The organism is Parasphingorhabdus sp. (assembly GCF_965233695.1).
GTDB lineage: Bacteria > Pseudomonadota > Alphaproteobacteria > Sphingomonadales > Sphingomonadaceae > Parasphingorhabdus.
This window is the reverse complement of sequence record NZ_OZ247497.1, coordinates 3782331-3806134: the sequence shown is the minus strand read 5'-3', so window position 1 is coordinate 3806134 and position 23804 is coordinate 3782331. Positions and strand designations below refer to the sequence as shown.

General features: G+C 54.6%; 22 protein-coding genes and 1 tRNA gene. 14 read left to right on the top strand and 9 right to left on the bottom strand.

The window, feature by feature from the left end; all coding sequences use genetic code 11:
• The first annotated feature begins 13 nt into the window (after positions 1-13).
• From ACO6S1_RS18230 to ACO6S1_RS18220, 3 genes are read left to right on the top strand one after another with little or no spacing between them, the layout of a single operon-like run.
• Positions 14-1303, top strand: a complete 1290-nt coding sequence (locus ACO6S1_RS18230; protein ID WP_422343966.1) for a 3-methyl-2-oxobutanoate dehydrogenase (2-methylpropanoyl-transferring) subunit alpha — start codon at positions 14-16, stop codon at positions 1301-1303.
• Positions 1304-1311: 8 nt separating this feature from the next.
• On the top strand, positions 1312-2325 hold the full coding sequence (locus tag ACO6S1_RS18225) for an alpha-ketoacid dehydrogenase subunit beta (protein ID WP_422346234.1): 1014 nt from the start codon (positions 1312-1314) through the stop codon (positions 2323-2325).
• On the top strand, positions 2322-3623 hold the full coding sequence (locus ACO6S1_RS18220; protein WP_422343965.1) for a dihydrolipoamide acetyltransferase family protein: 1302 nt from the start codon (positions 2322-2324) through the stop codon (positions 3621-3623). The genes ACO6S1_RS18225 and ACO6S1_RS18220 overlap by 4 nt, the downstream gene beginning before the upstream one ends.
• 216 nt (positions 3624-3839) lie before the next feature.
• Here ACO6S1_RS18220 and ACO6S1_RS18215 read toward each other — a convergent pair whose 3' ends face one another.
• The 4 genes from ACO6S1_RS18215 to ACO6S1_RS18200 all read right to left on the bottom strand — a co-directional run bounded on the left by ACO6S1_RS18215 (position 3840) and on the right by ACO6S1_RS18200 (position 11712).
• Positions 3840-8939 carry a hypothetical protein gene (locus tag ACO6S1_RS18215; RefSeq protein WP_422343964.1) on the bottom strand — a complete coding sequence of 1700 codons (5100 nt, stop codon included), beginning with the start codon at positions 8937-8939 and terminating at the stop codon, positions 3840-3842.
• Between the two features lie 72 nt (positions 8940-9011).
• Positions 9012-10109 carry a hypothetical protein gene (locus ACO6S1_RS18210; RefSeq protein ID WP_422343963.1) on the bottom strand — a complete coding sequence of 366 codons (1098 nt, stop codon included), beginning with the start codon at positions 10107-10109 and terminating at the stop codon, positions 9012-9014.
• Positions 10110-10177: 68 nt separating this feature from the next.
• Complete coding sequence (locus tag ACO6S1_RS18205; RefSeq protein ID WP_422343962.1) at positions 10178-10666, bottom strand: hypothetical protein; 489 nt, start codon at positions 10664-10666, stop codon at positions 10178-10180.
• Positions 10667-10677: 11 nt separating this feature from the next.
• Positions 10678-11712, bottom strand: a complete 1035-nt coding sequence (locus tag ACO6S1_RS18200) for a hypothetical protein (RefSeq protein WP_422343961.1) — start codon at positions 11710-11712, stop codon at positions 10678-10680.
• A gap of 402 nt (positions 11713-12114) precedes the next feature.
• Here ACO6S1_RS18200 and ACO6S1_RS18195 point away from each other — a divergent pair.
• Positions 12115-12191, top strand: a tRNA-Asp gene (locus ACO6S1_RS18195).
• 25 nt (positions 12192-12216) lie between these two features.
• On the opposite strand, the gene ACO6S1_RS18190 is transcribed toward ACO6S1_RS18195, so the two are convergent.
• The 4 genes from ACO6S1_RS18190 to ACO6S1_RS18175 all read right to left on the bottom strand — a co-directional run bounded on the left by ACO6S1_RS18190 (position 12217) and on the right by ACO6S1_RS18175 (position 13820).
• Positions 12217-12468: a DUF2842 domain-containing protein gene (locus ACO6S1_RS18190; protein WP_422343960.1), complete on the bottom strand. Its 252-nt coding sequence runs from the start codon at positions 12466-12468 to the stop codon at positions 12217-12219.
• On the bottom strand, positions 12465-13049 hold the full coding sequence (locus ACO6S1_RS18185) for a 5-formyltetrahydrofolate cyclo-ligase (RefSeq protein ID WP_422343959.1): 585 nt from the start codon (positions 13047-13049) through the stop codon (positions 12465-12467). Before ACO6S1_RS18185 ends, ACO6S1_RS18190 begins: the two co-directional genes overlap by 4 nt.
• A 212-nt stretch (positions 13050-13261) precedes the next feature.
• A complete protein-coding gene (locus tag ACO6S1_RS18180; RefSeq protein WP_422343958.1) occupies positions 13262-13627 on the bottom strand; it encodes a cell division protein ZapA in 366 nt (121 codons plus the stop codon).
• 1 nt (position 13628) lies between these two features.
• Entirely contained in the window at positions 13629-13820 is a 192-nt protein-coding gene (locus ACO6S1_RS18175; protein ID WP_422343957.1) for a hypothetical protein, read from the bottom strand.
• Between the two features lie 197 nt (positions 13821-14017).
• Here ACO6S1_RS18175 and tkt point away from each other — a divergent pair, with 197 nt between their 5' ends.
• From tkt to thiE, 6 genes are read left to right on the top strand one after another with little or no spacing between them, the layout of a single operon-like run.
• Positions 14018-15997, top strand: coding sequence for a transketolase (gene tkt, locus ACO6S1_RS18170; RefSeq protein WP_422343956.1), 1980 nt, complete (start codon positions 14018-14020; stop codon positions 15995-15997).
• A gap of 37 nt (positions 15998-16034) precedes the next feature.
• The gene (gap, locus tag ACO6S1_RS18165) at positions 16035-17039 is read left to right on the top strand and encodes a type I glyceraldehyde-3-phosphate dehydrogenase (RefSeq protein WP_422343955.1); all 1005 of its coding nucleotides are present in this window, start codon (positions 16035-16037) and stop codon (positions 17037-17039) included.
• 18 nt (positions 17040-17057) lie between these two features.
• A complete protein-coding gene (locus ACO6S1_RS18160) occupies positions 17058-18257 on the top strand; it encodes a phosphoglycerate kinase (RefSeq protein WP_422343954.1) in 1200 nt (399 codons plus the stop codon).
• A gap of 25 nt (positions 18258-18282) precedes the next feature.
• The gene (locus tag ACO6S1_RS18155; RefSeq protein WP_422343953.1) at positions 18283-19176 is read left to right on the top strand and encodes a fructose bisphosphate aldolase; all 894 of its coding nucleotides are present in this window, start codon (positions 18283-18285) and stop codon (positions 19174-19176) included.
• 12 nt (positions 19177-19188) lie between these two features.
• A complete protein-coding gene (locus tag ACO6S1_RS18150) occupies positions 19189-19863 on the top strand; it encodes an O-methyltransferase (RefSeq protein ID WP_422343952.1) in 675 nt (224 codons plus the stop codon).
• A gap of 19 nt (positions 19864-19882) precedes the next feature.
• Positions 19883-20512 carry a thiamine phosphate synthase gene (gene thiE / locus ACO6S1_RS18145; RefSeq protein ID WP_422343951.1) on the top strand — a complete coding sequence of 210 codons (630 nt, stop codon included), beginning with the start codon at positions 19883-19885 and terminating at the stop codon, positions 20510-20512.
• A gap of 6 nt (positions 20513-20518) precedes the next feature.
• Here the strand turns inward: thiE and ACO6S1_RS18140 are convergent, their stop codons facing one another.
• The gene (locus ACO6S1_RS18140) at positions 20519-20764 is read right to left on the bottom strand and encodes a hypothetical protein (protein ID WP_422343950.1); all 246 of its coding nucleotides are present in this window, start codon (positions 20762-20764) and stop codon (positions 20519-20521) included.
• 469 nt (positions 20765-21233) lie between these two features.
• On the opposite strand from ACO6S1_RS18140, the gene efp reads away from it, so the two are divergent.
• The 4 genes from efp to ACO6S1_RS18120 all read left to right on the top strand — a co-directional run bounded on the left by efp (position 21234) and on the right by ACO6S1_RS18120 (position 23803).
• Positions 21234-21797, top strand: a complete 564-nt coding sequence (gene efp, locus ACO6S1_RS18135; protein ID WP_422343949.1) for an elongation factor P — start codon at positions 21234-21236, stop codon at positions 21795-21797.
• Between the two features lie 150 nt (positions 21798-21947).
• Positions 21948-22766, top strand: coding sequence for an inositol monophosphatase family protein (locus ACO6S1_RS18130; RefSeq protein ID WP_422343948.1), 819 nt, complete (start codon positions 21948-21950; stop codon positions 22764-22766).
• Positions 22767-22871: 105 nt separating this feature from the next.
• Positions 22872-23246 (top strand): NADH-quinone oxidoreductase subunit A, encoded by a 375-nt coding sequence (locus ACO6S1_RS18125; RefSeq protein WP_422343947.1) that lies wholly within the window; start codon positions 22872-22874, stop codon positions 23244-23246.
• A 41-nt stretch (positions 23247-23287) separates the two neighbouring features.
• Positions 23288-23803, top strand: a complete 516-nt coding sequence (locus tag ACO6S1_RS18120; RefSeq protein ID WP_108812719.1) for a NuoB/complex I 20 kDa subunit family protein — start codon at positions 23288-23290, stop codon at positions 23801-23803.
• Position 23804: the final 1 nt, after the last annotated feature.

The window sequence follows — 23804 nt, the reverse complement described above, 5'->3', positions numbered from 1 at the left end:
TAGGAGAAGCCTTGTGGCTGACGTCAAGCCGAAAACAAATTTGCCGCCATTATCCCTGCATGTTCCCGAGCCGAAATATCGGCCGGGTGATCCAGTGGATTATAGTGATGTCGATATCCCCAAGGCTGGCGATCAGCCGCGACCAGATGTGGCCAGCGATCCCGCGACAATGCGGGAAATGGTCTATGACATGGTCCGTGTGCTGGATGACGACTACAAGGCGGTTGGTCCGTGGGATCCGAAGCTGTCCGACGAAACGCTATTGCAAATGCTTAAGACCATGGCGCAGGTGAGGGCATTTGATGACCGGCTGCACCGAATGCAGCGGCAGGGTAAAACCAGCTTTTATATGAAATCCACGGGCGAAGAGGCGACATCAGTTGCAGCAGCCATGGCACTGCATAGCGATGATATGTGTTTCCCGAGCTATCGCCAGCAGGGGATACTTTTTGTTCGTGGCTATCCGATGGTGGACATGATCAATCAGATTTTCTCCAACCGGGCAGATAAACTGAAAGGTCGTCAGCTACCGATCATGTATTGTTCGCGGGAGCTTGGGTTTTTCTCCATATCTGGCAATCTGGCGACCCAATATCCGCAGGCTGTTGGATGGGCGATGGCGAGCGCTGCCAAAGGCGATACCCGTATAGCAGCGACTTGGTGTGGGGAGGGCTCTACCGCTGAGGGTGATTTCCACAGTGCGATGACCTTTGCTACCGTCTACAACGCACCGATTGTCATGAATATTGTCAATAACCAATGGGCGATCTCTTCGTTTTCGGGTTTTGCAGGCGCTGAGCGGACAACTTTTGCTGCGCGGGCTGCAGGCTACGGGATTGCCGGACTGCGGGTGGATGGCAATGACCCCTTGGCCGTTTATGCAGCAACCCAATGGGCGGCGGAACGGGCGCGAACCAACAATGGTCCGACGCTGATTGAGCATTTCACCTATCGCGCAGAAGCGCACAGCACGTCTGATGATCCCAGCGCCTATCGAAGCGCACAAGAACGCGAGGAATGGCCATTGGGTGACCCGATTACCCGGTTGAAACGCCACCTGATCCATCGCGGTGTTTGGAGTAAAGAGCAGCATGAAGCACTCGACAAAGAATGTATTGACGCTGTGAAAGTCGCGACCAAGGAAGCTGAGAAAAACGGTATTTTGGGTCATGGTCTACACCAGCCTTTTGAGACGATGTTCCAGGATGTCTTTGAAGAAATGCCCTGGCATCTGAAAGAACAGAGCGATCAGGCAAACAGAGAACGGGAAATCAAATGGCCTGATGCGGAGGCATCTCAATAATGGCAACCATGAACATGATAGAAGCCATTAACAGCGGCTTGGACAATATGATGACGCGCGATGATGATGTGGTTATCATGGGCGAAGATGTCGGCTATTTTGGTGGCGTTTTCCGGGCGACCGCTGGACTTCAGGAAAAGCACGGCAAGACGCGGTGTTTTGATACACCGATCAGCGAATGCGGGATTATCGGCGTCGCTGTCGGGATGGCGGCTTATGGGATGCGCCCGGTGCCGGAAATTCAGTTTGCCGATTATATCTACCCCGGCCTTGACCAGCTTGTATCCGAGGCCGCGCGCCTGCGCTATCGGTCTGCTGCCGAGTTTACCAGTGCGATTACGGTGCGCTCGCCCTTTGGGGGCGGTATCTTTGGCGGGCAAACACATAGCCAGTCGCCGGAGAGCATGTTTACCCATGTCTGTGGCTTGAAGACAGTAATTCCATCAACACCTTATGATGCCAAGGGACTACTTATTTCGGCGATTGAAGACAATGACCCGGTAATGTTCTTTGAACCCAAGCGGATCTACAATGGTCCTTTCACAGGCTATTATGACAAGCCGGTAGAGCCCTGGTCGAAGTTTGAGGCATCAGAGGTCCCTGAAGATTATTACAAGATACCGCTTGGCAAGGCGAACATCGTCCGCGCTGGTGAAGCTGTGACTATCCTAGCCTATGGCACAATGGTTCATGTCGCAAAGGCGGTGGTTGAAGAACATGGTGTTGATGCGGAAGTGATTGACCTGCGAACGCTCGTTCCGCTGGATATCGAGACGATTGAGGCGTCGGTGAAGAAGACCGGGCGCTGCCTGATCATTCATGAGGCGACCCGCACGAGTGGATTTGGGGCGGAACTGTCGGCGCTGGTGCAGGAGCGGTGCTTCTATCATCTTGAGGCACCGATTGAGCGAGTGACCGGATTTGATACGCCTTACCCTCATTCACTGGAATGGGCTTATTTCCCGGGACCGGTCCGGATCGGGAAAGCTTTGGATAAGATAGTCGGGGAGCTGACAGCATGAGCATTTACACTTTCAACCTGCCTGATATCGGCGAAGGCATAGCCGAGGCGGAGATCGTCGCTTGGCATGTGAAGGTCGGTGATCGGGTCGAGGAAGATGATCAGATTGCCGACATGATGACCGACAAGGCGACGGTTGAAATGGAAGCGCCGGTATCGGGAACGATTGTTGCTGTTGCGGGCGAAGAAGGCGATATCATCGCCATCGGTTCTATGCTGGTTCAGATAGAGGCGGAAGGTGACGGAAGTGCCGCGGAAGCGGGACGGTCGGAAAGTAACGCTGCGGTCGAAAGTGACGTCACGACGCCAGTTCAAACTACTGATAATAAAGAAAAAAGTGAGCGATCTGCCGAAGTTCCTGCACCGGAACCGGAAGTTGACGCAACCGCACCGGAACCACCCAAAAGTGACGTCATGGCAGCAGAATCCACGCCATCGGCAAAGGTTCTCGCCACCCCCGCCGTGCGTAAACGCGCGGCCGATCTGGGCGTTGATCTGAGCCTCGTGAAGGCCCAGGGCGAGCATATCCGGCACAGCGATCTGGATGCCTATTTGAGCTATGGCAGCGGGCAGGGTTATCGGCCCTCGGGCGCGTCTCTCAAACGTGACGACGAAACCATCAAAGTCATCGGCATGCGCCGCAAGATCGCCCAGAATATGGCGGAATCGAAACGTCATATTCCGCATTTTTCCTATGTCGATGAAATTGATATGACCGCGGTCGAAGATATGCGCGCGGACTTGAATGCCAATCGCGGCGACCGACCAAAAATCACCATGTTGCCCTTGATGATCGTTGCCATATGCAAAGCGCTGCCGCAATTTCCGATGCTCAACGCCACCTATGACGACGAAGCAGGGCTCGTGACGCGTCATGGCGCCGTCCACCTGGGCATGGCCACACAGACCGAACAGGGCCTCATGGTGCCGGTTATACGGGACGCACAGGACAAGAATATCTGGCAATTGGCCTCAGAAATCGGCCGTTTATCGGCTGCTGCGCGCAATGGCAGCGCAAAAGCAGACGAATTGTCGGGATCGACGCTGACATTGACGTCTCTGGGGCCCTTGGGCGGCATTGCGACGACACCCGTCATACAACGCCCGCAGGTCGCGATTATCGGTCCTAACAAGATCGTCGAGCGCCCCATGATCATTGACGGCGAGATTCAGGCACGCAAGCTGATGAATCTGTCGATCTCGTGTGATCACAGGGTCGTGGACGGCTATGATGCCGCCAGTTATGTGCAAGCGCTCAAGCATTTGCTTGAAACACCTGTATTGTTGTTCGCTGATTGATTGTCGCGGTTTCCGGCACTCCCCAATGCGCTGGTTTTGCGATAATCGCTCAGCAATTTACACACAGAGCAACGTGCTCCGCACTTGATGCGGAGCCTAGGGTTACCTGTTGCGCCCTGCCAACCTGGGCTCCGCATCAAGTGCGGAGCACAAATCTTCAAAGCTATTTTGCATCCATCAACTGAAAGGTGACGGATGTGTGACGCAACGGCCCCGTTAAAGCCCCAAACTCCCCAGGGTCTGTTGGTCAAATTTTAGGCGGAAGGTGATGAAGGGCCCATCTCTAGTGTAGCGGCTTTCTTCAAAGTCGCGGTCTTCAAAACCCACCACATTATAGCCGAGCGAGATATAGCCGTTTTTAAACGGCGTGATCCCGATACTCGGTCCCCCGCTATAGGCAATCGTATCAAAGTCCGTACCTATACGCGCAGTCGCCTGTCCGCCGATGTCAATGGTGTCGGAAAGGTCGAACTTGACGTCCGCCCCGACCACATTGCTCCAGCCTTTGACATCATCTTCACCAAATTTATCGAAAACATAGCGGCTTCCCCAAAAGAAACTATATTCTCCGGCTTCGGTAAAGATGCCATCATCCGCGTCAATCGGCGTGTAATTGACGCTTAAACTATTGATAATTCTACGAGAAGTTACGTCCCCGTTGACCAGTAGCGGCGCGCCGCCAATCGGTCCGGACGTGCCCGCGGTCGCATTGCGCACGCGGTCTTCGCGAAATTCGAGCTTTTCGAGCCATGACCAGCGGCTGTCCGCCGGGCGATGGGCCCAGCTGGCCTCCGCTTCGATTACCCTTGTGCTGGTGCCGGTTTCATCTTCGGCGACGAAGATGCTGCCCAATGCCCCCAAAGCGCTGCCTTCACCGATTTGTTTCAAAACGGCAGAGGTGAATCCATAGCGTTCCGAGATATCGCCATCGCGATATTCGGCGCGGCTGACCCAGCTCCAGTCGTCGCTGCGGAAGGTTGCACCGGCGGTGACGGCGATGAAATCTTCCGTCAACGAGCCATCATTGCCCAGAAAACCGCCGGAAGCGACAGGTTGTTCGTCGTTAATCACATCGCTGCGGTCAAAACCCCCCAAGGTTTCGTTGCCGTCGAGTGAGAAATCGATCGTCCACTTGTCGTCGAGCGGAATAGACTGAGTCAGGCCGTAAGCGGCAAAGGTGCGCGGGCCAAATTCGGTAATTTCCTGTTGATTGGCACTGACCACGGCACGCGCTCCATCCCATGGCGCGACATCGACACCAATGCGAGCGGTGCGCGCATCGATATTCTCGCCATCGGCGATCTCATATGTACCGACCAGCTTGATATCGTTGGTGATCGCATAGCGTGCGGTCACGCTGTGACGGGCCGGAAAGTCGATGCTTTCATCCTGGCCGCCGAGTGCGAATTCGGTTTGGGCATCCAGTTCCAGCTTGCCGTCAAACAGTCTTTGCGTCGCACCAAGCCGCGCTAATGTAGAGCGATTGACGCTACCGTCAGACAATCTGTCCTCGGCATGGACGACACCGGCACGCAGGGCGGTATTGTCGTTGCGATACTCGACTTCCGCCGTGCCGGAGCGCCGACGCGCATTGCTGGTCAGGAAATTCTCCTGATAACCGCTGGCTGAAAGCGACAGCTTGTCATTGAGACGCACACGTGTGTCGATACCGAATTTGCGGGTACCGCTTTCCGCTGCGTTAAGCTGACCCAGACCAAAACCGGCGGATTGCTGGCGCACATAGGCGAGGACATCGAAATTGGAACCATGATGCTCAGCCTCAACCAGCCAGGCAACAGCGCTATCTGCGCCGCGTTGCTCGCCATTTAGCACGTCGGCGGTTTTGTCTTCGCTGTCGCTGGAAGCCACCTCTGCTCGAAATTCCGTTTTCAGACTGGGCCGATAGCGCACATCCACGCCTACAAGATCGCTTTTGACGCTTTCATTCTCGTCATGGATCGCGGTAGCACCGACTTTGAACTTCTTGTCCTTGGACTCGTAAGTCAGACGACCGCCAGCGTTTAGATCGCGGCCACCCACGCCCAACACTTCATATTCGGCGATGATGAATTGCGGATCGAGGCCGCTGCTGCGGCTCAAAATCGGCTCGCGGAACCGCAAGGTGCCAGCGAGATAGTCGATATCATAATCGATGTGACGCGTGAGTTCTTTGCGCTCGACGATACGGTCAGAGCGCAGGCGATCGCGGGTTTCCAGCGTGATACGCTCGCTGTTGGCGATGATATCACGGGTGGAGAGGGCATAGGGGCCGGACAGGCCATTGCCCTGAATTTCCTCACGGCGGAAACGATTGGCAGCATCCGCACCAAAGGCCAGCGCGCTGACCTGATCGCTGCGATATTCGGCTTTTACGCCGTTGAATGCGCGCTGGTAACGGGCCAGCTCGGGCTCGTTAATGCCGGTCTCATAGTCTCCGAACAGCGCATAAAATTGCGGCCGTTCGAGCTTGAGATACAGGCGGCGCACCGATGCGGCATCGTAGCGTTGCTCTGAGCGATCGGCGTAAACGGTGTAATAGCGGCGTGGGTCGATAACACCGGCAAAGCGGGTTTCATCTTCTTCCTTGTCGGTGTCATAAGCCAGGGTCATCAGCCATTTGCCGGTGACGCGGCCTTTTGCATACAAGGCGACGCGGCCGTCCAGATTGATATTATCATCATCCTCGGTCAGATCTTCGAGACGCTCGTCGAGCGTGTTGAAGCCCACCGTTCCGGCGGCAAAACCGACCACGGTCCACGGACGATTGCCGGGATCAAGCCAGGTTTCAATGCGCTGTTGACGCGATACTTCGCCATCCTGGAACGGGAAAGTGATGCTGACAGAGCCGGAAGCGGTTGTCGGCGCAAGTTCGATATAGGCAATGCCCTCATCGCCTTCCACGCGCCACACAGGGGCGCCGCGTTCAAGGCCGGAAAGCTGGTTCGCCTGCTGTGCATCCACCTCAATGGTGGGGGCATAGGGGGCGGGAACGCTGAAATCGCCCGTTGCGCCGTGATGCGCCGGGCGACCGTCACGGTCGGTCAGGCGAACGGCCAGAACAGGCCGGGTGACGCCGTCAGCAATCAGCACAGAGCGCTCTTTGAGCAGTTCTGCATTGAGCGGGCTGGCCGAATAATGCACTTCGCGAGTCAATTCCTCGACCAGCGCGCCATTCTTGTCCAAAACGCGTGCCACAAGTGTGTTTTTCCGGTTTTTAATGTCCAGGCCGCGCCAAATGCTGATCTGTACCGAACCATTGGCGCTTTTCTCTTTGCCCTCAAACGACAGCGGATTGACCTTTTCGCCGTTCAGAGAAAGTTCGACAGTTTGGCCCTCGCGATGCTTCACCGCTGCCCGAAGCGACTTAACCCGTGGGTTATAGCCGGTTTCAGGGAAAATGAAGGCGATGCCCGGAGCCTGTCCGGCCAGCCAGTTGCGCTCGGCGCCGGCGGCCTCTGGATCCGAGAGGATTTCGGGCTTTTGATAGGCTTGAACTGCCTGAACTTCCCGTGGAGCCACTTTGTGAGCACGGAAATCTGCGCGTTTCAGCGCGCCACCGCGACCCTCGACAAAGCGCGAAATGTCACTGCCCGCGGCGCGCGTGTTTTGCGCGCAGTTAATCGGGGCCATATCGGCAGGAAAAGTGGATGGATCGACCTGCACAACGTGCAAACCGGGCCTGATGCCTTCAAAATGATAGCGACCTTCTTCGTCCGTGACGGTGTAGGTTCCGTCCTGCAACATGACGCGAATACCGCCAATTCCTGCCGCTTCGCGTGGATCAACGCTGCATCCGCCGTCGGTAATTCGGCCGATAATCGTGAATCTTTCGGAAATGCCATCGCGTTCAACACGCACGGGCACGCTGGCAACAAGACTTTCGGCACCACGATTATCGCGGGCCTGAGCCGTGTTGATGGCATCGCCAGGCTGGGCGTCCTGGCGGACTTCTGCCAAATAGGTCAGTAATCCGCTGCCTGCTGGGGGCAAAGCAGGGACGTTGACCGAGAAATTCTGTCCATTGGGCTCCACAACGGGCGTTACGAGCGCGCCATTATAGCGAACAGTGTCAATGCGCAGGCGCATCGCGTTCGGTAACTGGTCCTCAATCGTAATCGCACCGGTTGTGCGCACCGGATCGCTGTTTTGCACGGTCACACGGTACTGGATCGCATCACCCGGGACGGCAACGGCTGTGGATACCTCCTTGGTTATCGTTATCGGCACGCCGGGCCTGTCCAGCGGAACATCTACGCGGACCGGTGCCGGATCCTCCAGCGTGATGATCCCGCCATAGGAGCCATCCACAATGGTGAAGGGCAGGCCGTCCGTCCGCCGGAAGCCTTCCAGTTCCTGCGGTGTGGCCGCCGATGGCGCCGTATAGGGCGAAGGCGGCTCGATCAGCAGCCTGTACTGGCCGGGACGGGCAAAGGGGAAGCGATAGAAGCCTTCGGTGAAATCATACACATTGCCGCCGCTATCGGTCACGGATCCGCCGGAAATCACTGTGCTGGGGAACACAGAGACGCCGTCATCACCGAAAACTTCTGCTGGCAGGCCCGTGGCAACATCTATGAGCGTTACCCGTGTGCCATCGACAGGGGCGCCGTCGCCGCTGTCAAAGGTTTCACCAAAGGGATCGATCAAGATCCCGATTGCGACTGTGCCAATGGCACTACCGCTGACCTCATCAATACCCACATTGAGCTGATCGCCAGGCTGCACGGAAAGGACGCAATCGCCCTGAACCGGCGCAGGCGGAATCGCTGCGGTATTGATCATGCCAACGAAACGGCCGCTATTTACGTCAGTTTCAACGATATTGATCGTCTCACGGTCGCCAGAAGGCGTGGTGAGGACAATATCGAAACTGTCGATAGCGGCGCTACTCAAATTCTTGTTTGGGGCAAGAACCGAGACGATTAATGGCTCTCCAGCGCGGATTCTGTCCGTTTCCATGATGGAAGCGGGGCTGGTACTGGTTCCGGCAAACACACCGCGAAGCTCAACAGGGACATTGCCGCCGGAGCCTCTGCAGATCGTGCCGGGAAGGGGAAGCTGTTCCGCGCCGGGCGGATCACCAAGATGGAAAAGCGTGATCTCAGGCGGCACTGTTGGGGGTGCTACGACCTGAATATCGACGCGATTGGATGGGGTTTGCAGGCGTGTGTTGCCCACATCCCATTCCGCCTCTGCGACATTGGTGATGAGAGGGAAGCTTTGGGCATGCGCAGGAATCATAGAGGCAGGCGCGACCATCGCTCCTGCAGCAAGCGCCAGACTGACTGGCTTAACAAGGTTGGTTAACCAACGCATCCAAAAAAGGGCCCAAAAAGGGGAGGCGGCGGCTTTCCGATTGGACCGGAAAGCCGCCGCATTCCTCAATTTTTAGTCAACCGTTGCCCGGAAGAGCAGGGTTTCGGTGACGCCCGCAGCGACATCGCCGAGGTTGCCACTGATGATGCCGCCTGCCTCGCCGAGGCCGCTGGCATCGGCATTGGTGCCGGTTCCGTCACAAGCCAGAGCCGAGCGGACACCGTTCGCCACTGGAATGGTGGCTGGTCCGGTTACTGGCGCGGTTGCATAGAAGGACAGATCCAGAGCGGAAATGTCATCCGAAATGCTAACGCTGGTCGCGGTCGCACTGCCCGTCGCGTTGGTCACGGCGATACAATATTCGATAACCGCACCCGGAATCGATTTCGGGTTGGTGCTGCCGTTTACCGGATCCCACAATACCGCGCTGGATTTCACAACACTGACATTGGCTGCGGAAATCACGAAATTGTCCGTATCGGACGCCGATGCATTGACGTACACATTGTCGATATTCGCAGCGTTGACCGTACCATCTTCGGTATTGGTCGCGCTGACTGTGTAGTCACCGCCAAGGCTGCTTGGTGTAGCACCTTCCTTGATGGTCGCGGTAAGGGTAATGCCCGCCGCATCGCCGGTTGCGAGGCCGAGCGGGATGTCACCGACAACATAGACCGTGGCATTTGTATCTTCTGCCAGCTCGTCGATAAACGTCGCAGTGTCTTCCGCTGGCTGATAGCCGGGCGTTGCGCCGGATTCGACGAAAATCAGCAAACCGGTGACATCAAAGTCATCGGTACCGCTAAACGGTGTTGCGGCACCTGTGGTTTGCTGGGCAGCGCTCAGTTCAAAGTCCACTACATCATTTGAATCGTTGGTAACCGTATAGGTCAGGAAGGCCGGATTGGGCGCTCCTGCGGTCTGGCCCGGTGTTACGGACTGCGCAGCGCTATTGGCTTCCGACACGGTCAGGTCAAGCTTACGGTCAACCGTAAACGTGTCTGAATCGGTTTCAGCCGTTTGCGCCACGCCGCCAACCTGATAGTTTACGGTAACATTATTCGTAATCGCGTCGCCGGCGGTTGTTCCTGCAGCAAAAGCCGGGTTTGCACCCAGCATTGCGGCAGTAACTGCGCTTGTGGCAACGAGAAGTTTCAGCTTACTGGTCATTACTGATCTCCTGTTTCACTCTACTGTGGATCGCCTTCATCTCCGCGGCGATCCGATACGGTTTGCGGTCATTTTACTGTCCCGCGAAATACAAGTTTCCCTTCCGAACCCACTGAAAGGGAACGATTAAACTTCCACTTGATATGCGTTACGTCGCTCATCAGGGCAGGGCGAACCTCCCCATTTTCACGCGTATAGGTAAGAGCCGAGAGCGGCCCCCAGCTTTTGCCTCCATCAATGGAGACAATTTCGGTGCCATCAGACGTTCCCTTGAACGCGACCGCCTTGGGGAGCGGGTTGGTGACAGAGAAATCGGTTGCTGGCGTGGTGCCAACGTTCTTATATTTGACGACGAAGACGAGATTATCGCCAGGAATGACCGTTTTTGGCTCTTCCAGCATCACAGCAGTCTGTCCGTCAGGCTTCTCGACCTTGCGCTCGACAAAAACGTCGCTTGAGAGCGTTACGTTGTTGGCGGCCAGTGCCATACCAGGCGTAATGCCGGGGAAAGCCAGGGCGGCCAGTATGGCCAAGCGCTTTAAAAGATTGATTTTCATCAATTTATTCCTCAATCTATCGTTACTTGAAAGGTGATGGTGCGGGTCTGGCCGCCGGGAACGGTGCCCAGCGCAACGGCAATTTCGCTGCCATCAAAGGAGCCGGCATCGGCGTCAGCGTCGCTATCGGTCAGGCCTGCGCCCTCCAATGTGATGCTTTCCGCCGTGTAAGTGGTGTCAGCCGGGATATCATCGGTGATATTCAGGTTCGTAAGGCTGCCTGAACCGGTTATTGTCGCTACCAATTGATAAGTGATGGTAGCGCCTGGGACAGGCTGGTTGCCACCAAATTGATCAAGGATTGTGGCGCTTTTTACCAAGGCCACCTGCGCAGCCTGGATCAAGAAGAAGCTGCTCGCTTCGCCATCTGCGCCGGTGGAACCGACCACGGCATCGCCACCGCCATCGCCTTGTCCGGCAAAGCTCGTGCCTGGCGTACCGTTGCCGGTTACCGCTGCGGCGAGAAGCTCAACCTCGGCGCGCTGTCCGTCCGTCGCTGCGACGGGGATATCGGAGAGGATAAATATGGTGACGCTGGCATCCGGTGCCAAGACAGGGTCATTGGAGCCAGGGGAGTATAGAGTATCAACACCGACATCAAAAACGCCGTTATCATTGGTGTCGATATAGATTACCGCATTACTGGTATCGAAATCGTCACCGCCCTTGGCTGTATCAGCCGTTAACGCAAAGGCTTCGCTGCCATTGCCAGTATTTGTAACCTGATAAGTGGTTACCTGCTGTGTCGCTCCGCTATCGGCCGCTATATCGCCAGGATCGCCCGATGCTACCGTGACATCGAGCAATTCATCGACCTTTATGGTGACTGTGTTGGAATCAATAACAACCGGACCGCCAGGCCCGTCGTAAGTCGCCTGCGCGGTATTGAGGATATCGGTTCCGGCAATCGTACCGGCCGCATGCGCTACCGATGCACTGAAAGCCACCGCGTAACAGGTCGCGGCCAACGTCATGGCGGCACGCGCTGCGAGTAGTCCGGAAGACCGTTTGGGACCGGTCAAATTGGGATTTGGTTGATATTTCATGCATTTGCTATGCACAAAAAAGGAAAATATTTCGTAAAGATGACGTCAGGAAATTGGTGACGTCACCAAAAATAAAAACTATATAAAACAATAGTTTAATTGCGCATAAATGAGATTTTTCGGGTTTTGCTTAATGGTCTGTTAACTGTAACCATTTGTAACATTCGTGCACATCTGTAAAATGCTGACTGATGACGATGCCGTTCGAATGGGCCGATAAAAACGTGACCGGTTATGTCAAATCATCATCAGGGCCGGGCTTCTCGTTGCTAGATTCCGACCGGTAAATCTCAAGGAAGCAAATTTTCTTTGAATCTTTGCAAGAGTGTTGTTGACAGTCAGGCAGAGCTCTTATACTTGCGCTTCTCCACTGCATATCCCGGCAAACATGTCGGTGCATAAGCGGGTGTAGCTCAGTTGGTTAGAGCGCCGGCCTGTCACGCCGGAGGTCGCGAGTTCAAGTCTCGTCACTCGCGCCATTGCCTCAAAAAGGGTAATGGCGGTTCAGGAACGGAATTTTCCGGTATTTATCCAAAGCAGCAACGGTTTGATGGGAAAGATCCAGACAATCCCCGCGATTATGTAGATCGGCAGTTGCAACCAGAAATTCAGATCGCTGATCCAGTCCATCAGGCTGACAACAATCCCGCTCCAGATAAGAATGAAAATCAGCATCATGATCACCCCAACCGGTGCGCGCCAATTGGGCGAAGCCGGTGGATTATGAGGTGCTTTTTTGTCTGGTTCTGTTGTCATGACGTCATGTTAACGCTTTGAATTATTTCGGATTCTGTGACGATCATCTGCAATGTGACGTCATGGGGTTGCATCGGGATATTATCTGCTTCCTGTACGGACCATGCAAGGCCAATGCGGGACGCTTCGGGGTATTTTTCAAAGCTTCTGTCATAATGGCCTTTGCCTTGTCCGAGTCGACCCATGGATCGATCAAAGGCAACCATCGGCGTGACAATCAAATCGGGCCTGACGACCGGACAATCAGCGCCTGGTTCGGAGATATTCTGATATCCGGTTTCCAACAATTCGATATTGTCGACTTGACGAAATTCCAGGGGAGAATCCCCTGTGACTGCTGGAAAAGCAATAGTTTTACCGATCTCGATGCAATATTCAGCCAGTCTTGCCGTCGGTGCTTCGGAGCCCATCGAACTGTAAAGCGCTATGACATCGCTCTGCTCGATCAGTTTCGCCAAGGGTGAAGGTGGGCGGCGGAAGGCGAGGCCTTTTGTCGCAGCATCCAACTGGTTGTAAAAAGCATCGCGCCTTCGTCGATACTCTTCACGTAGTTTCTTTTTAATTTCGGGTAAGTTATTCAAAAAATACTCTTTCTTGGAGAAAGGTGACGGGACCGCCAGGGTCGTTTGCTGGAAAATCCTCTGACGCCTATTACGTCAGGTGGGCGCCATATGCGTCGGACCCGACTTCCGAAGAAATCCGCAATCCGGGCAGGGACAGCTCCCTATGTTGTTATATCGCCTCAGGGATGTTCGCTTCTAGCTCGTATCCGGCAGTACCCGTCAGAAGCTATCTAGGGATTTTTGCTGGTCTGCTCAAGGCTGTTTGCGAAGGCTTCTGCCCGATCGGCCAGTTTTTCAAGAGCAAGCAACATCCGCTCATCCTCGGCATCGTTGGTTTTTGTCGCATTACTGGCCGGTGGAATAGCAGCCTGGGGTGCCGGGCTATTGCTCTGTGCAGACTTGGTGCCATGCAGCTCATCGGCCAGTAAAAGCGAGGTAAACAGTAGCATACGGCTTTCTGTGAGGCCGGCAGGATCGCCTGCTTCTCCGGCTTTTGCATCTACCATCGCGCCCAATTTACCAAGATGTTCTTCTTCGCCATCCTGGCATGTGACCATGAATGAGCGGCCGCCGATTTCCAGCTTCACTTGTGCCATATCAGCGCTCCTGTTGGGCAATCAGCCCGTCAATAGTATGGATAGCCTGTTTCATTTCCTCTTTGAGGGCCGCATGGCGCTTTTCCAGCGCGGCGTCAGCCTGATGACCGGGTACAGCTTCTTTGGCCGTTTCTATCCGGCTAAGCGCCCGTTCAATGCGACCGATTGCTAGGATCACTCGTTCGTTTTCCATGACTTGGTTCCGACATATAAGTTATTGTGTTTCATTGGTAACAATCAAAGGCCGCTGCGTAAACAACAGATCGGTGAAGCGCAGCCTTGACGATATGAGCGCAGGCCAGCAAAGGGTGTGTCAAATTGGCGAATCGGTAGATTTCCGAAGTCCACCGTTGTCATAAATTGATCACTGCTGGGGGATCCTGAAATATTATGACCGTTTCCGAAAAAATTTCCGAAAAAACCATGGCAAACGCCATCCGAGCGCTTTCTATGGATGCGGTTCAAGCGGCCAATAGCGGCCATCCAGGCATGCCCATGGGAATGGCGGATGTGGCGACCGTGCTGTTCAGCGATTTTCTGAAATTTGATCCAAAGGCGCCGAAATGGGCGGATCGCGACCGCTTCGTTCTTTCTGCCGGCCACGGATCGATGCTTATCTATGCATTGTTGCATCTGACCGGATATGAGCGTCCGACACTACAGGATATCAAGGATTTCAGGCAATTATCCTCGCCTTGTGCAGGACATCCTGAGAATTTCAAGCTGGAAGGCGTGGAGGCGACGACCGGTCCATTGGGGCAGGGATTTGCCATGGCCGTCGGCATGGCGATTGCCGAGCGGCATTTGAACGCGCATTTCGGCGATGATCTGGTCGATCACAAAACCTGGGTTATTGCCGGTGATGGTTGTCTTATGGAGGCCATCAACCATGAAGCGGTTGGTTTGGGCGGGCATTTGGGCCTGGGCCGGCTGAATGTGCTGTGGGACGATAATGGTATAACCATCGATGGCGGCACGGAATTGTCCACCAGCGAGGATATTCCAGCGCGTTACCGTGCTTCTGGCTGGCATGTTGTTAGCTGTGACGGGCATGATTTTGATGATATCCGCAGGGCGCTGAAAGAAGCTGAAGCCGATCCGCGGCCCTCGCTCATTGCTTGCAAGACAGTCATTGGCTACGGAGCGCCGACAAAACAGGGCACATCCGCCACCCATGGCGCGCCGCTGGGCGACGAAGAAATTGCCGGAACCCGGGACGCCCTAGGCTGGAATCACGAACCTTTTGTGGTTCCCGATGATGTGCGGGCCGCATGGTTGGCGCTGGGTGAAAAGGGTGCGGTGGCGCGTGAAGCCTGGAATGCACGGCTTTCCGATCATGGTGAAAAGGCGGAATTTGAACGTCGGATGTCCGGTGCGTTGCCTGATGGTAGCGCGATGCAGGACTATCTCAACGGTCTGGCCCAAGATCCACCAAAGGTTGCGACCCGCAAGGCTTCGGAAATGGCATTGGGAGCGATTACTGCTGCCTTGCCGGAAATGGTTGGCGGCAGTGCTGATCTCACAGGTTCAAACAATACCAAAACTCCTTCAACTAAACCTCTGACAAAAGAAGATTATTCTGGGCGCTATATCTATTATGGTATCCGCGAGTTCGGTATGGCGGCGGCGATGAATGGTATGGCGCTGCACGGCGGTATCATTCCTTATGGCGGCACCTTCCTGGTCTTTACTGACTATTGTCGCGGCGCGATGCGGCTTTCGGCGATCCAGAATACTCGCGCTATCTATGTCATGACGCATGACAGCATTGGTTTGGGCGAAGATGGGCCGACACACCAACCCATAGAGCATGTCCAAAGCCTTCGCGCCATGCCCAACATGCATGTGTTCCGGCCTGCTGATGCAATTGAGACAGCGGAATGCTGGGCGCTGGCCATAAAGCGGTCTGAGGGGCCTTCGACTTTGGCTTTAACCCGTCAGGGCCTGCCGCCGTTACGCCATGACGTCAGTGTAAACCTTTGTGAAAAAGGCGCTTATTCAATCAAGTCGGCTGAGAATGAAAAACGGGTGGTGTTAGTTGCCACGGGTTCTGAAGTATCGCTGGCGATGGATGTTGCAACCCAGCTGGAGGCGAACGGCGTTGGTGCGGAGGTTGTATCCATGCCATGCACCGAGCTATTTGATGCACAACCGGACGACTACAAGTCGGAACTGCTGGGCGACTCCGGAATATTACGGGTTTCCATTGAAGCGGGAACGACCTTTGGTTGGGAGCGCTATACCGGCTTGGACGGTTTGCGCTTCGGCATAGACAGCTTTGGCGCATCCGCACCGATTAACGATCTGTTCGAACATTTTGGTCTCACCGCAGACGCAATTACACCGCAAATATTGACAAAACTGGGCTGAAAACAGCTAGAAACTTGAATTCAAAGGAGCAACATTTATGACAAAAGTAGCAATTAACGGATTTGGCCGCATCGGTCGCCTTGTCGCCCGCGCCATCCTGGAGCGCCCCGATTGTGGCCTTGAGCTAGTTGCGATTAATGATCTGGCCGATGCCGACGCCAATGCGCTTTTGTTCGGTTATGACAGCGTTCACGGTCGTTTCCCGGGCGAAGTCACCGCCGATGGCGACAGCATCTCCGTCAATGGCAAGAAAATCGCTGTAACATCAGAGCGTAACCCCGGCGATCTGCCACATGGCAAGATGGGTATCGACATCGTACTGGAATGCACTGGCTTTTTCCAATCGGTCGAAGCGGCGCAGCCTCATATTGATGCGGGCGCGAAACGCGTTTTGATCTCTGCGCCGGCCAAAGGCGACCTGAAAACAGTCGTCTACGGGGTCAACCACGACGTATTGACGTCATCGGATGTCATTGTTTCCAATGCATCTTGTACCACTAACTGCCTCGCACCGGTTGCCAAGGTGCTGAATGATGCGGTTGGCATTGAGCGCGGCTTCATGACCACGATTCACAGCTATACCAACGACCAGCGCATGCTGGACCAGATGCACAGCGACATGCGCCGTGCCCGTGCCGGTGCGGTCAACATGATCCCGACCACCACAGGCGCTGCCAGGGCGGTTGGTCTGGTACTGCCAGAACTGAATGGCAAGCTCGACGGATCATCGGTTCGCGTACCAACGCCGAATGTCAGCCTGGTTGATCTGGTCTTCACGCCAAATCGCGATACCAGCGTCGAAGAGATTAACGGCGCGCTGAAGGCGGCGGCTGAAGGGCCTATGAAAGGCGTGCTGGTATTTGAAGACAAGCCACTGGTATCGAGCGATTTCAACCATCAGCCTGCTAGCTCCTCCGTCGACAGTCTGGAAACGACCGTTATGGACGGCAAGCTGGTCCGGGTGGTCAGCTGGTATGACAATGAATGGGGTTTCTCGAACCGTATGATCGACACCGCAGGCGTTATGGCGAAATTTCTCTAATCAGAAAGGTTCTGAGAAATGGCCGGCAATAGTTTCAAAACACTAGATGATCTCGGAGACGTAACAGGAAAGCCCGGCTTGGTCCGGGTAGACCTGAACGTGCCGATGGCGGACGGCAAGGTTACTGATGACACGCGGTTGAAAGCCGTTATTCCAACCGTCACCGAATTGGCGGATCGCGGGGCCAAAGTCTTGTTGCTCGCCCATTTTGGACGGCCGAAGGGCAAAGCGGATATGCAATATTCGCTGGAACCGGTGGTCGCGCCTTTGGCTAAAGTTCTCGGCCGTGATGTCGGTTTCATGCAAATGCCTGATCATGATACGATTGACGTCTTGCCAAATGGTAGCATTGTTGTGGTCGAAAACAGCCGTTTTGCGCCAGGTGAAGAGAAGAACGATCCTGGTATGGCGAAAGCCATTGCCTCTTTTGGCGAATTTTACGTCAATGACGCCTTTTCCGCAGCCCATAGGGCGCACGTTACGACCGCTGGCTTGGCCGGACATTTGCCAGCCTATGCCGGGCGTTCGATGGAACGCGAGCTAAGTGCGCTTAACAAGGCGCTTGGCGATCCCGAGCATCCGGTTGTTGCGGTTGTTGGCGGTGCAAAAGTTTCCAGCAAACTCGATGTTTTGCGGCAAATGGTGGAGAAAGTGGACCATCTGATCATCGGCGGCGGCATGGCTAACACATTTTTGGCCGCGCGCGGCGTCGATGTTGGCAAATCGCTGTGTGAGCACGACCTGACAGATACGGCCAATGAAATTCTGGAAGCGGCGGACAAGGCCGATTGTACGGTTCATCTGCCTTATGATGTTGTTGTATCGAAGGAATTCGCTCCCAACCCGCCAACCCGCACGGTCAATGTGCACGAGGTCGCGGCGGACGAAATGATCCTGGATGTTGGACCGGCGGCGGTTGAAGCTCTGTCCGACGTGCTGAAAACCTGCAAAACGCTGGTCTGGAACGGTCCGATGGGTGCTTTCGAGACACCGCCTTTCGATATGGCGACAGTCGCATTGGCAAAAACAGCGGCTGCGCTGACCAAAGAAGGCTCATTGCTGTCTGTAGCTGGCGGCGGCGACACGGTTGCTGCCTTGAATCACGCTGGTGTGGCCGATGATTTCAGCTTTGTGTCCACCGCTGGCGGTGCTTTTCTGGAATGGATGGAAGGCAAGGAACTGCCTGGCGTTGCAGCATTGGAAAATAATCAAATTTAATCGAAATAGATCGAGGACAGAATTCATGCATGATCCAAAGATGATGGACAAAATCGAAAATGGTCAAGGCTTTATCGCAGCTTTGGACCAAAGTGGCGGTTCGACGCCAAAAGCGTTAAAAGGCTATGGCGTTGAAGCAGATGCTTTTTCAAACGATGACGAGATGTTTGCTCTGATCCACGGCATGCGCAGTCGCATCGTGACCGCACCGAGTTTTGGCAGCGGCAAGGTAATCGGCGCGATCCTGTTTGAAAAAACCATGGATGGCGAAGCGGACGGAAAGCCGGTGCCGACTTTGCTTTGGGAACGCGGCGTGGTTCCGTTCCTGAAAGTCGACAAAGGTCTGGAAGACGAAGCTGACGGCGTGCAGATGATGAAGCCGATGCCAGAACTCGGCGCCTTGCTGGAGCGGGCGAAGGCAAAAGGCGTTTTTGGCACCAAGATGCGTTCGGTAATCAATCTCGCGTCGCCAACCGGTATCGCGGCCATCGTCCAACAGCAGTTTGATGTTGCCAGCCAGATTTTGGATCATGGCCTGATGCCGATGATCGAGCCGGAAGTGAACATCAAAAGCGCAGAGCGCGCGCAATGTGACGCGATCTTGCTGGAAGAGATCACAAAACAGCTCGACGCTTTGCCAGCGGATCGCAAAGTTATGCTGAAATTGTCTATTCCCGCGGAAGCCAATCTCTATGCGCCGCTTGTCGATCATCCGCGGGTTGCTCGCGTTGTTGCGCTTTCCGGTGGCTTCTCGCGTGATGAGGCCTGCGCAGAGCTTGCCAAGAACCGCGGTATGATCGCCAGCTTCTCTCGGGCACTGTTACAGGATTTGCGGCATTCGATGACCGATGCAGAGTTTGATCAGTCGCTCGGCACTGCGATTGACCAGATCCACAAGGCTTCGACTGTAAAGGTCTAAGGAACAAAGCGTTTGGCAAAGTCGGATCCCAGTTGGTCAGAGGTGGATGATTATATCGTCCAGCATCTGATTGGCGACGATCCGGTTCAGGATTCCTGTTTGGCGGCCAATGCGCGGGCAGGCCTGCCTGCTATTGATGTTTCTCCGGCGCAGGGACGGATGCTCGAGTTGTTGGCTCGGGGTGTTCAGGCACAACAGATTCTGGAAATTGGTACATTAGGAGGATATTCGACTATTTGGCTGGCCCGAGCGCTGCCTGATGACGGTCGTCTCATCTCATTGGAACTGGAACCAGCTTATGCTGACGTTGCGCGTTCCAACATTGAAAGAGCGGGGTTGGCGGACAAGGTTGAAATAATTATTGGCGAGGCCGTAGGCTCTCTGGCTGCGCTGCAAGCGAAGGGATTGTCTGCATTCGACTTCATTTTCGTCGATGCGGATAAGGAAAACTATGCAACCTATCTAGATTACGCCGTGCAGCTGTCACGACCGGGAGCGATGCTGGTTTTTGATAATGTGGTGAGAGAGGGCGGCGTTGTGAATCCGGATAGTGATGACCCCAAAGTGCCGGGTACACGAGCGCTATATTCGGCTTTGCAAAATCATCCAAAAGTCAGTGCTACCGCCATTCAGACGGTGGGAAGCAAAAAATGGGACGGGTTCCTTCTTGCTGTCGTGCAGGCATGACGTTTAAGAGGCAGCGCATATGACAATTCCATCTTGCCAGCTTTACCTAATTTCTCCTTTAGATGTGGGCGGAGATTTTCCCGGACAACTGCGAGCTGCGCTGGAAGCGGGGCCGGTCGCCGCATTCCAGTTTCGCGTAAAAGACGTCGAACAGGATGAAGCCGCGCGCTTGGCCGAACCGCTCAAAGCGATTTGTGATGCGCATGATGTTGCGTTTGTGGTGAATGATGATGTCGCACTAGCCAAACGGCTCGGCGCTGATGGTGTGCATTTGGGGCAGGGCGATGACAATCTGAAAGACGCCCGGGCTGAATTGGGCGATCAGGTCCAGATTGGCATCACCTGTCATGACAGCAGGCACCTGGCGATGGAAGCAGGCGAGGGTGGCGCCAATTATGTTGCCTTTGGAGCCTTTTTCCCGACACAGACCAAGGAAACCCATCACCGTCCTGAGGTTGATGTGCTAAAATGGTGGTCAAATATTATGGAGATCCCTTGTGTCGCCATCGGCGGCATTACGCCGGATAATTGCCAGCCGTTGGTTGAGGCCGGGGCGGATTTTCTGGCGGTAAGCGGATCGGTCTGGAATGATCCGAAAGGACCGGCACATGCTGTGAAACGATTTACCGAGATTCTATCAACGGATTGAGGGCGTTCAGGACGAGCTCTTGGTCAGCCCGATTGTGGAGCGAACATATTGCGCCATAAACCGGTCGATCGACGGCGGTGAGAAATTGGGCAATTGTTCCAAATCTCTCACATAGCCGGGCAGTGGGATGAAAGACCGGATTTTCCCTTCACCGATAGAATAACCGAAAAGGCCTGCCGCAGTGACTTTGTTTGGATCACTTTCCGGCAAATCCGGTTTTTTATTGGGTTCCAGAAGAAATGTTTCGCTCATGACCGTTAATTACATTGATGTCAGTGCGGCGTATTGTACGAAAAAGACAAAGACCAGTTATTTGTAGTTTTTCCTATCGAGTTGTCGCATGTATCCGGAAGCTTAGGAGCAGCTTCACGGATCGACGACGAAAAGCCCTTTGCGTCCCTCAAGAAAGTTTCTGACGAAGCTTCGTTCCGACGGTATACAAAAATGAGGCATCGCTTCTATATCACTCAGAAATCCGATGGGATTTGGCGTTAACGGTATCGGGGCGCGTCTTATTGTCCCGCTGAAAAGGCCAGCAGCAGGGGCAGTTGTTTCTTCAGGCGACACAAGGTCCGGGATGTTTTCCATTAATTGTCGCGTAAATCGGGCTTAGCGAAATGTATTGTATGAAATCGCCATTTTCAGTCTGCGCTATGCTTGCCTATCTGCGTCCACCGATATAGAGGGCCGCAACACAAGATTTCCGAAAGCGAGACGTATCATGAAAATCAGCGGCGTAGATATCCGTCCCGGTAACATATTGGACTATGAAAACGGCCTGTGGAAGGTCGCAAAGATCCAGCACACCCAGCCCGGCAAAGGCGGCGCTTATATGCAGGTGGAGATGAAGAATCTGGTAGATGGCCGGAAAACCAATATCCGCTTTCGCAGCGCGGATACGGTGGAAAAGGTCCGTCTGGATACCAAGACATTTCAGTATCTATTTGCCGATGGTGATATGCTGACTTTCATGGACAAGGAAAATTACGAGCAGATCACATTGCCTGCCGATTTGCTCGGTGATGCGGTTGAGTTTTTGCAGGACGGCATGGATGTCCAGCTTGAGCTTTACGAAGAAAAGCCGATTTCCGTACAATTGCCGGACCAGATTGAAGCCGAAATTGTTGAGGCCGATGCGGTGGTCAAAGGCCAGACTGCTTCTTCCAGCTACAAGCCCGCGGTTCTCGATAACGGCGTCCGTGTTATGGTACCGCCCTTTATTTCAGCCGGTACGCGGATCATCGTCGACGTTTATGCCCGTGAATATGTCGGGAAAGTGTCGTAAACGCTTAGATATGGTAATAGCCCTCTCTCCTTCAGGGGAGAGGGTTGGGAGAGGGGCAGTCTCTCCGACAGATTTAACTCGAAATAGGCCAGAGAGTCGGACTCCCCCCTCTCCCCGGCCCTCTCCCCTGAAGAGGAGAGGGAGATCATAATGCCAGCACATTCCGCCCTTATCACCGTCATGGAACGCGCCGCGCGCATGGCCGGATCACGCCTCCGCCGCGACTTTGGTGAAGTCGAGCACCTTCAGGTATCGAAAAAAGGCCCGGCCGATTTTGTTTCCAAAGCGGATATGCGTTCCGAACGCATCCTTTATGATGAACTGATGAAGGTTCGTCCCGGCTGGGGTTTCGTGCTGGAAGAGGGTGGCATGATCGAGGGTGAGGAAGGCAAGCCGCGCTGGATTGTTGATCCGCTGGACGGCACCACCAATTTTCTTCACGGCATTCCGCATTTTGCAATTTCCATTGCTGTGCAGGAAAGATCCTATGATGGGCAGAGTTGGGGCAAGATCACCAGCGGTTTGATCTACGAACCGGTGTCTGACCAAACCTGGTGGGCGGAAATGGACAAGGGCGCCTATCTTGGAGACAAGCGTCTGCGCGTATCCGCGCGGCGGGACTTGTCCGAAGCAGTTATCGCAACCGGCATTCCGTTCAAGGGGCATGGCGACTTGAGTGAGTGGGCCCGGATTTTTGGCTCGATTGCACCACAAGTGGCGGGCATCCGTCGCAACGGCGCAGCATCGCTTGACCTCGCCTGGCTTGCGGCGGGCCGCTATGACGGGTTCTGGGAATCGGATTTGCAGGTCTGGGATGTGGCTGCGGGTATATTAATGGTCCGCGAAGCGGGTGGTTTTGTGAGCGATTATACCGGTGGCGATCAACCCATCGGGCAACGCGAAATACTGGCATCAAATGAAGCGCTCCACAGCAAGCTGCATAAAATTCTCGCCAAGTCGCTGCTATAACTTGGCAAGTGTCCATAGATAGGGCCAATTTGAGCCATTTGGCCCTTGCAGCATGGCGAGCCTATCCCTAAAAGCGGCGCTGAATTCTAGAGAAACGAGTCTTTTGTGGTCGATCTATCCGAATATGCGCCGATACTGCTCTTTCTTGCAGTGGCATTGAGCCTGTCTGCCCTGTTTGTCTTTTTGCCCATGGGTGTGTCGCGACTGACCGGGACTCATCAGCCGGATCCGGAAAAACTCTCGGAATATGAATGTGGTTTCCCCGCATTTGAAGATTCGCGCAGCCAGTTTGATGTTCGTTTCTATCTGGTGGCCATTCTTTTTATCATCTTTGATCTTGAGGCCGCATTTCTGTTTCCTTGGGCGGTATCCCTTGGCCAAATTGGCTGGGTGGGATGGTCGTCCATGATGATCTTTCTGATCATCCTGACGGTCGGCTTTATTTACGAATGGAAAATGGGAGCGCTCGATTGGGAGTAGAAACTGGCAGCAACGTTATCCTGAATGCGGATGGTACGCCAATGGCCCCCAATACGCAGCCGGATGAAGCGTTTTTCAAAGACCTGAATTCGGAAGTGAATGACAAGGGGTTTCTTGTCACGTCCACCGAAGACCTGTTCCAATGGGCGCGTACCGGCTCACTCTGGTGGATGACCTTTGGTCTGGCCTGCTGTGCGGTCGAAATGATCCACGTCAATATGCCACGCTACGATATGGAGCGATTTGGTGCCGCGCCGCGGGCCAGTCCGCGTCAGTCCGATGTGATGATCGTGGCGGGAACGCTGTGCAATAAAATGGCACCGGCGCTGCGCAAGGTTTATGACCAGATGTCTGAACCGAAATATGTGATTTCCATGGGCAGCTGTGCCAATGGCGGCGGCTATTATCACTATAGTTACTCGGTAGTGCGCGGCTGTGACCGGATCGTTCCGGTTGATATTTATGTGCCCGGATGTCCACCAACGGCCGAGGCTTTGCTTTACGGTGTGATGCAGTTGCAGCGCAAGATCCGCCGCATCGGGACGTTAGAGCGTTAAT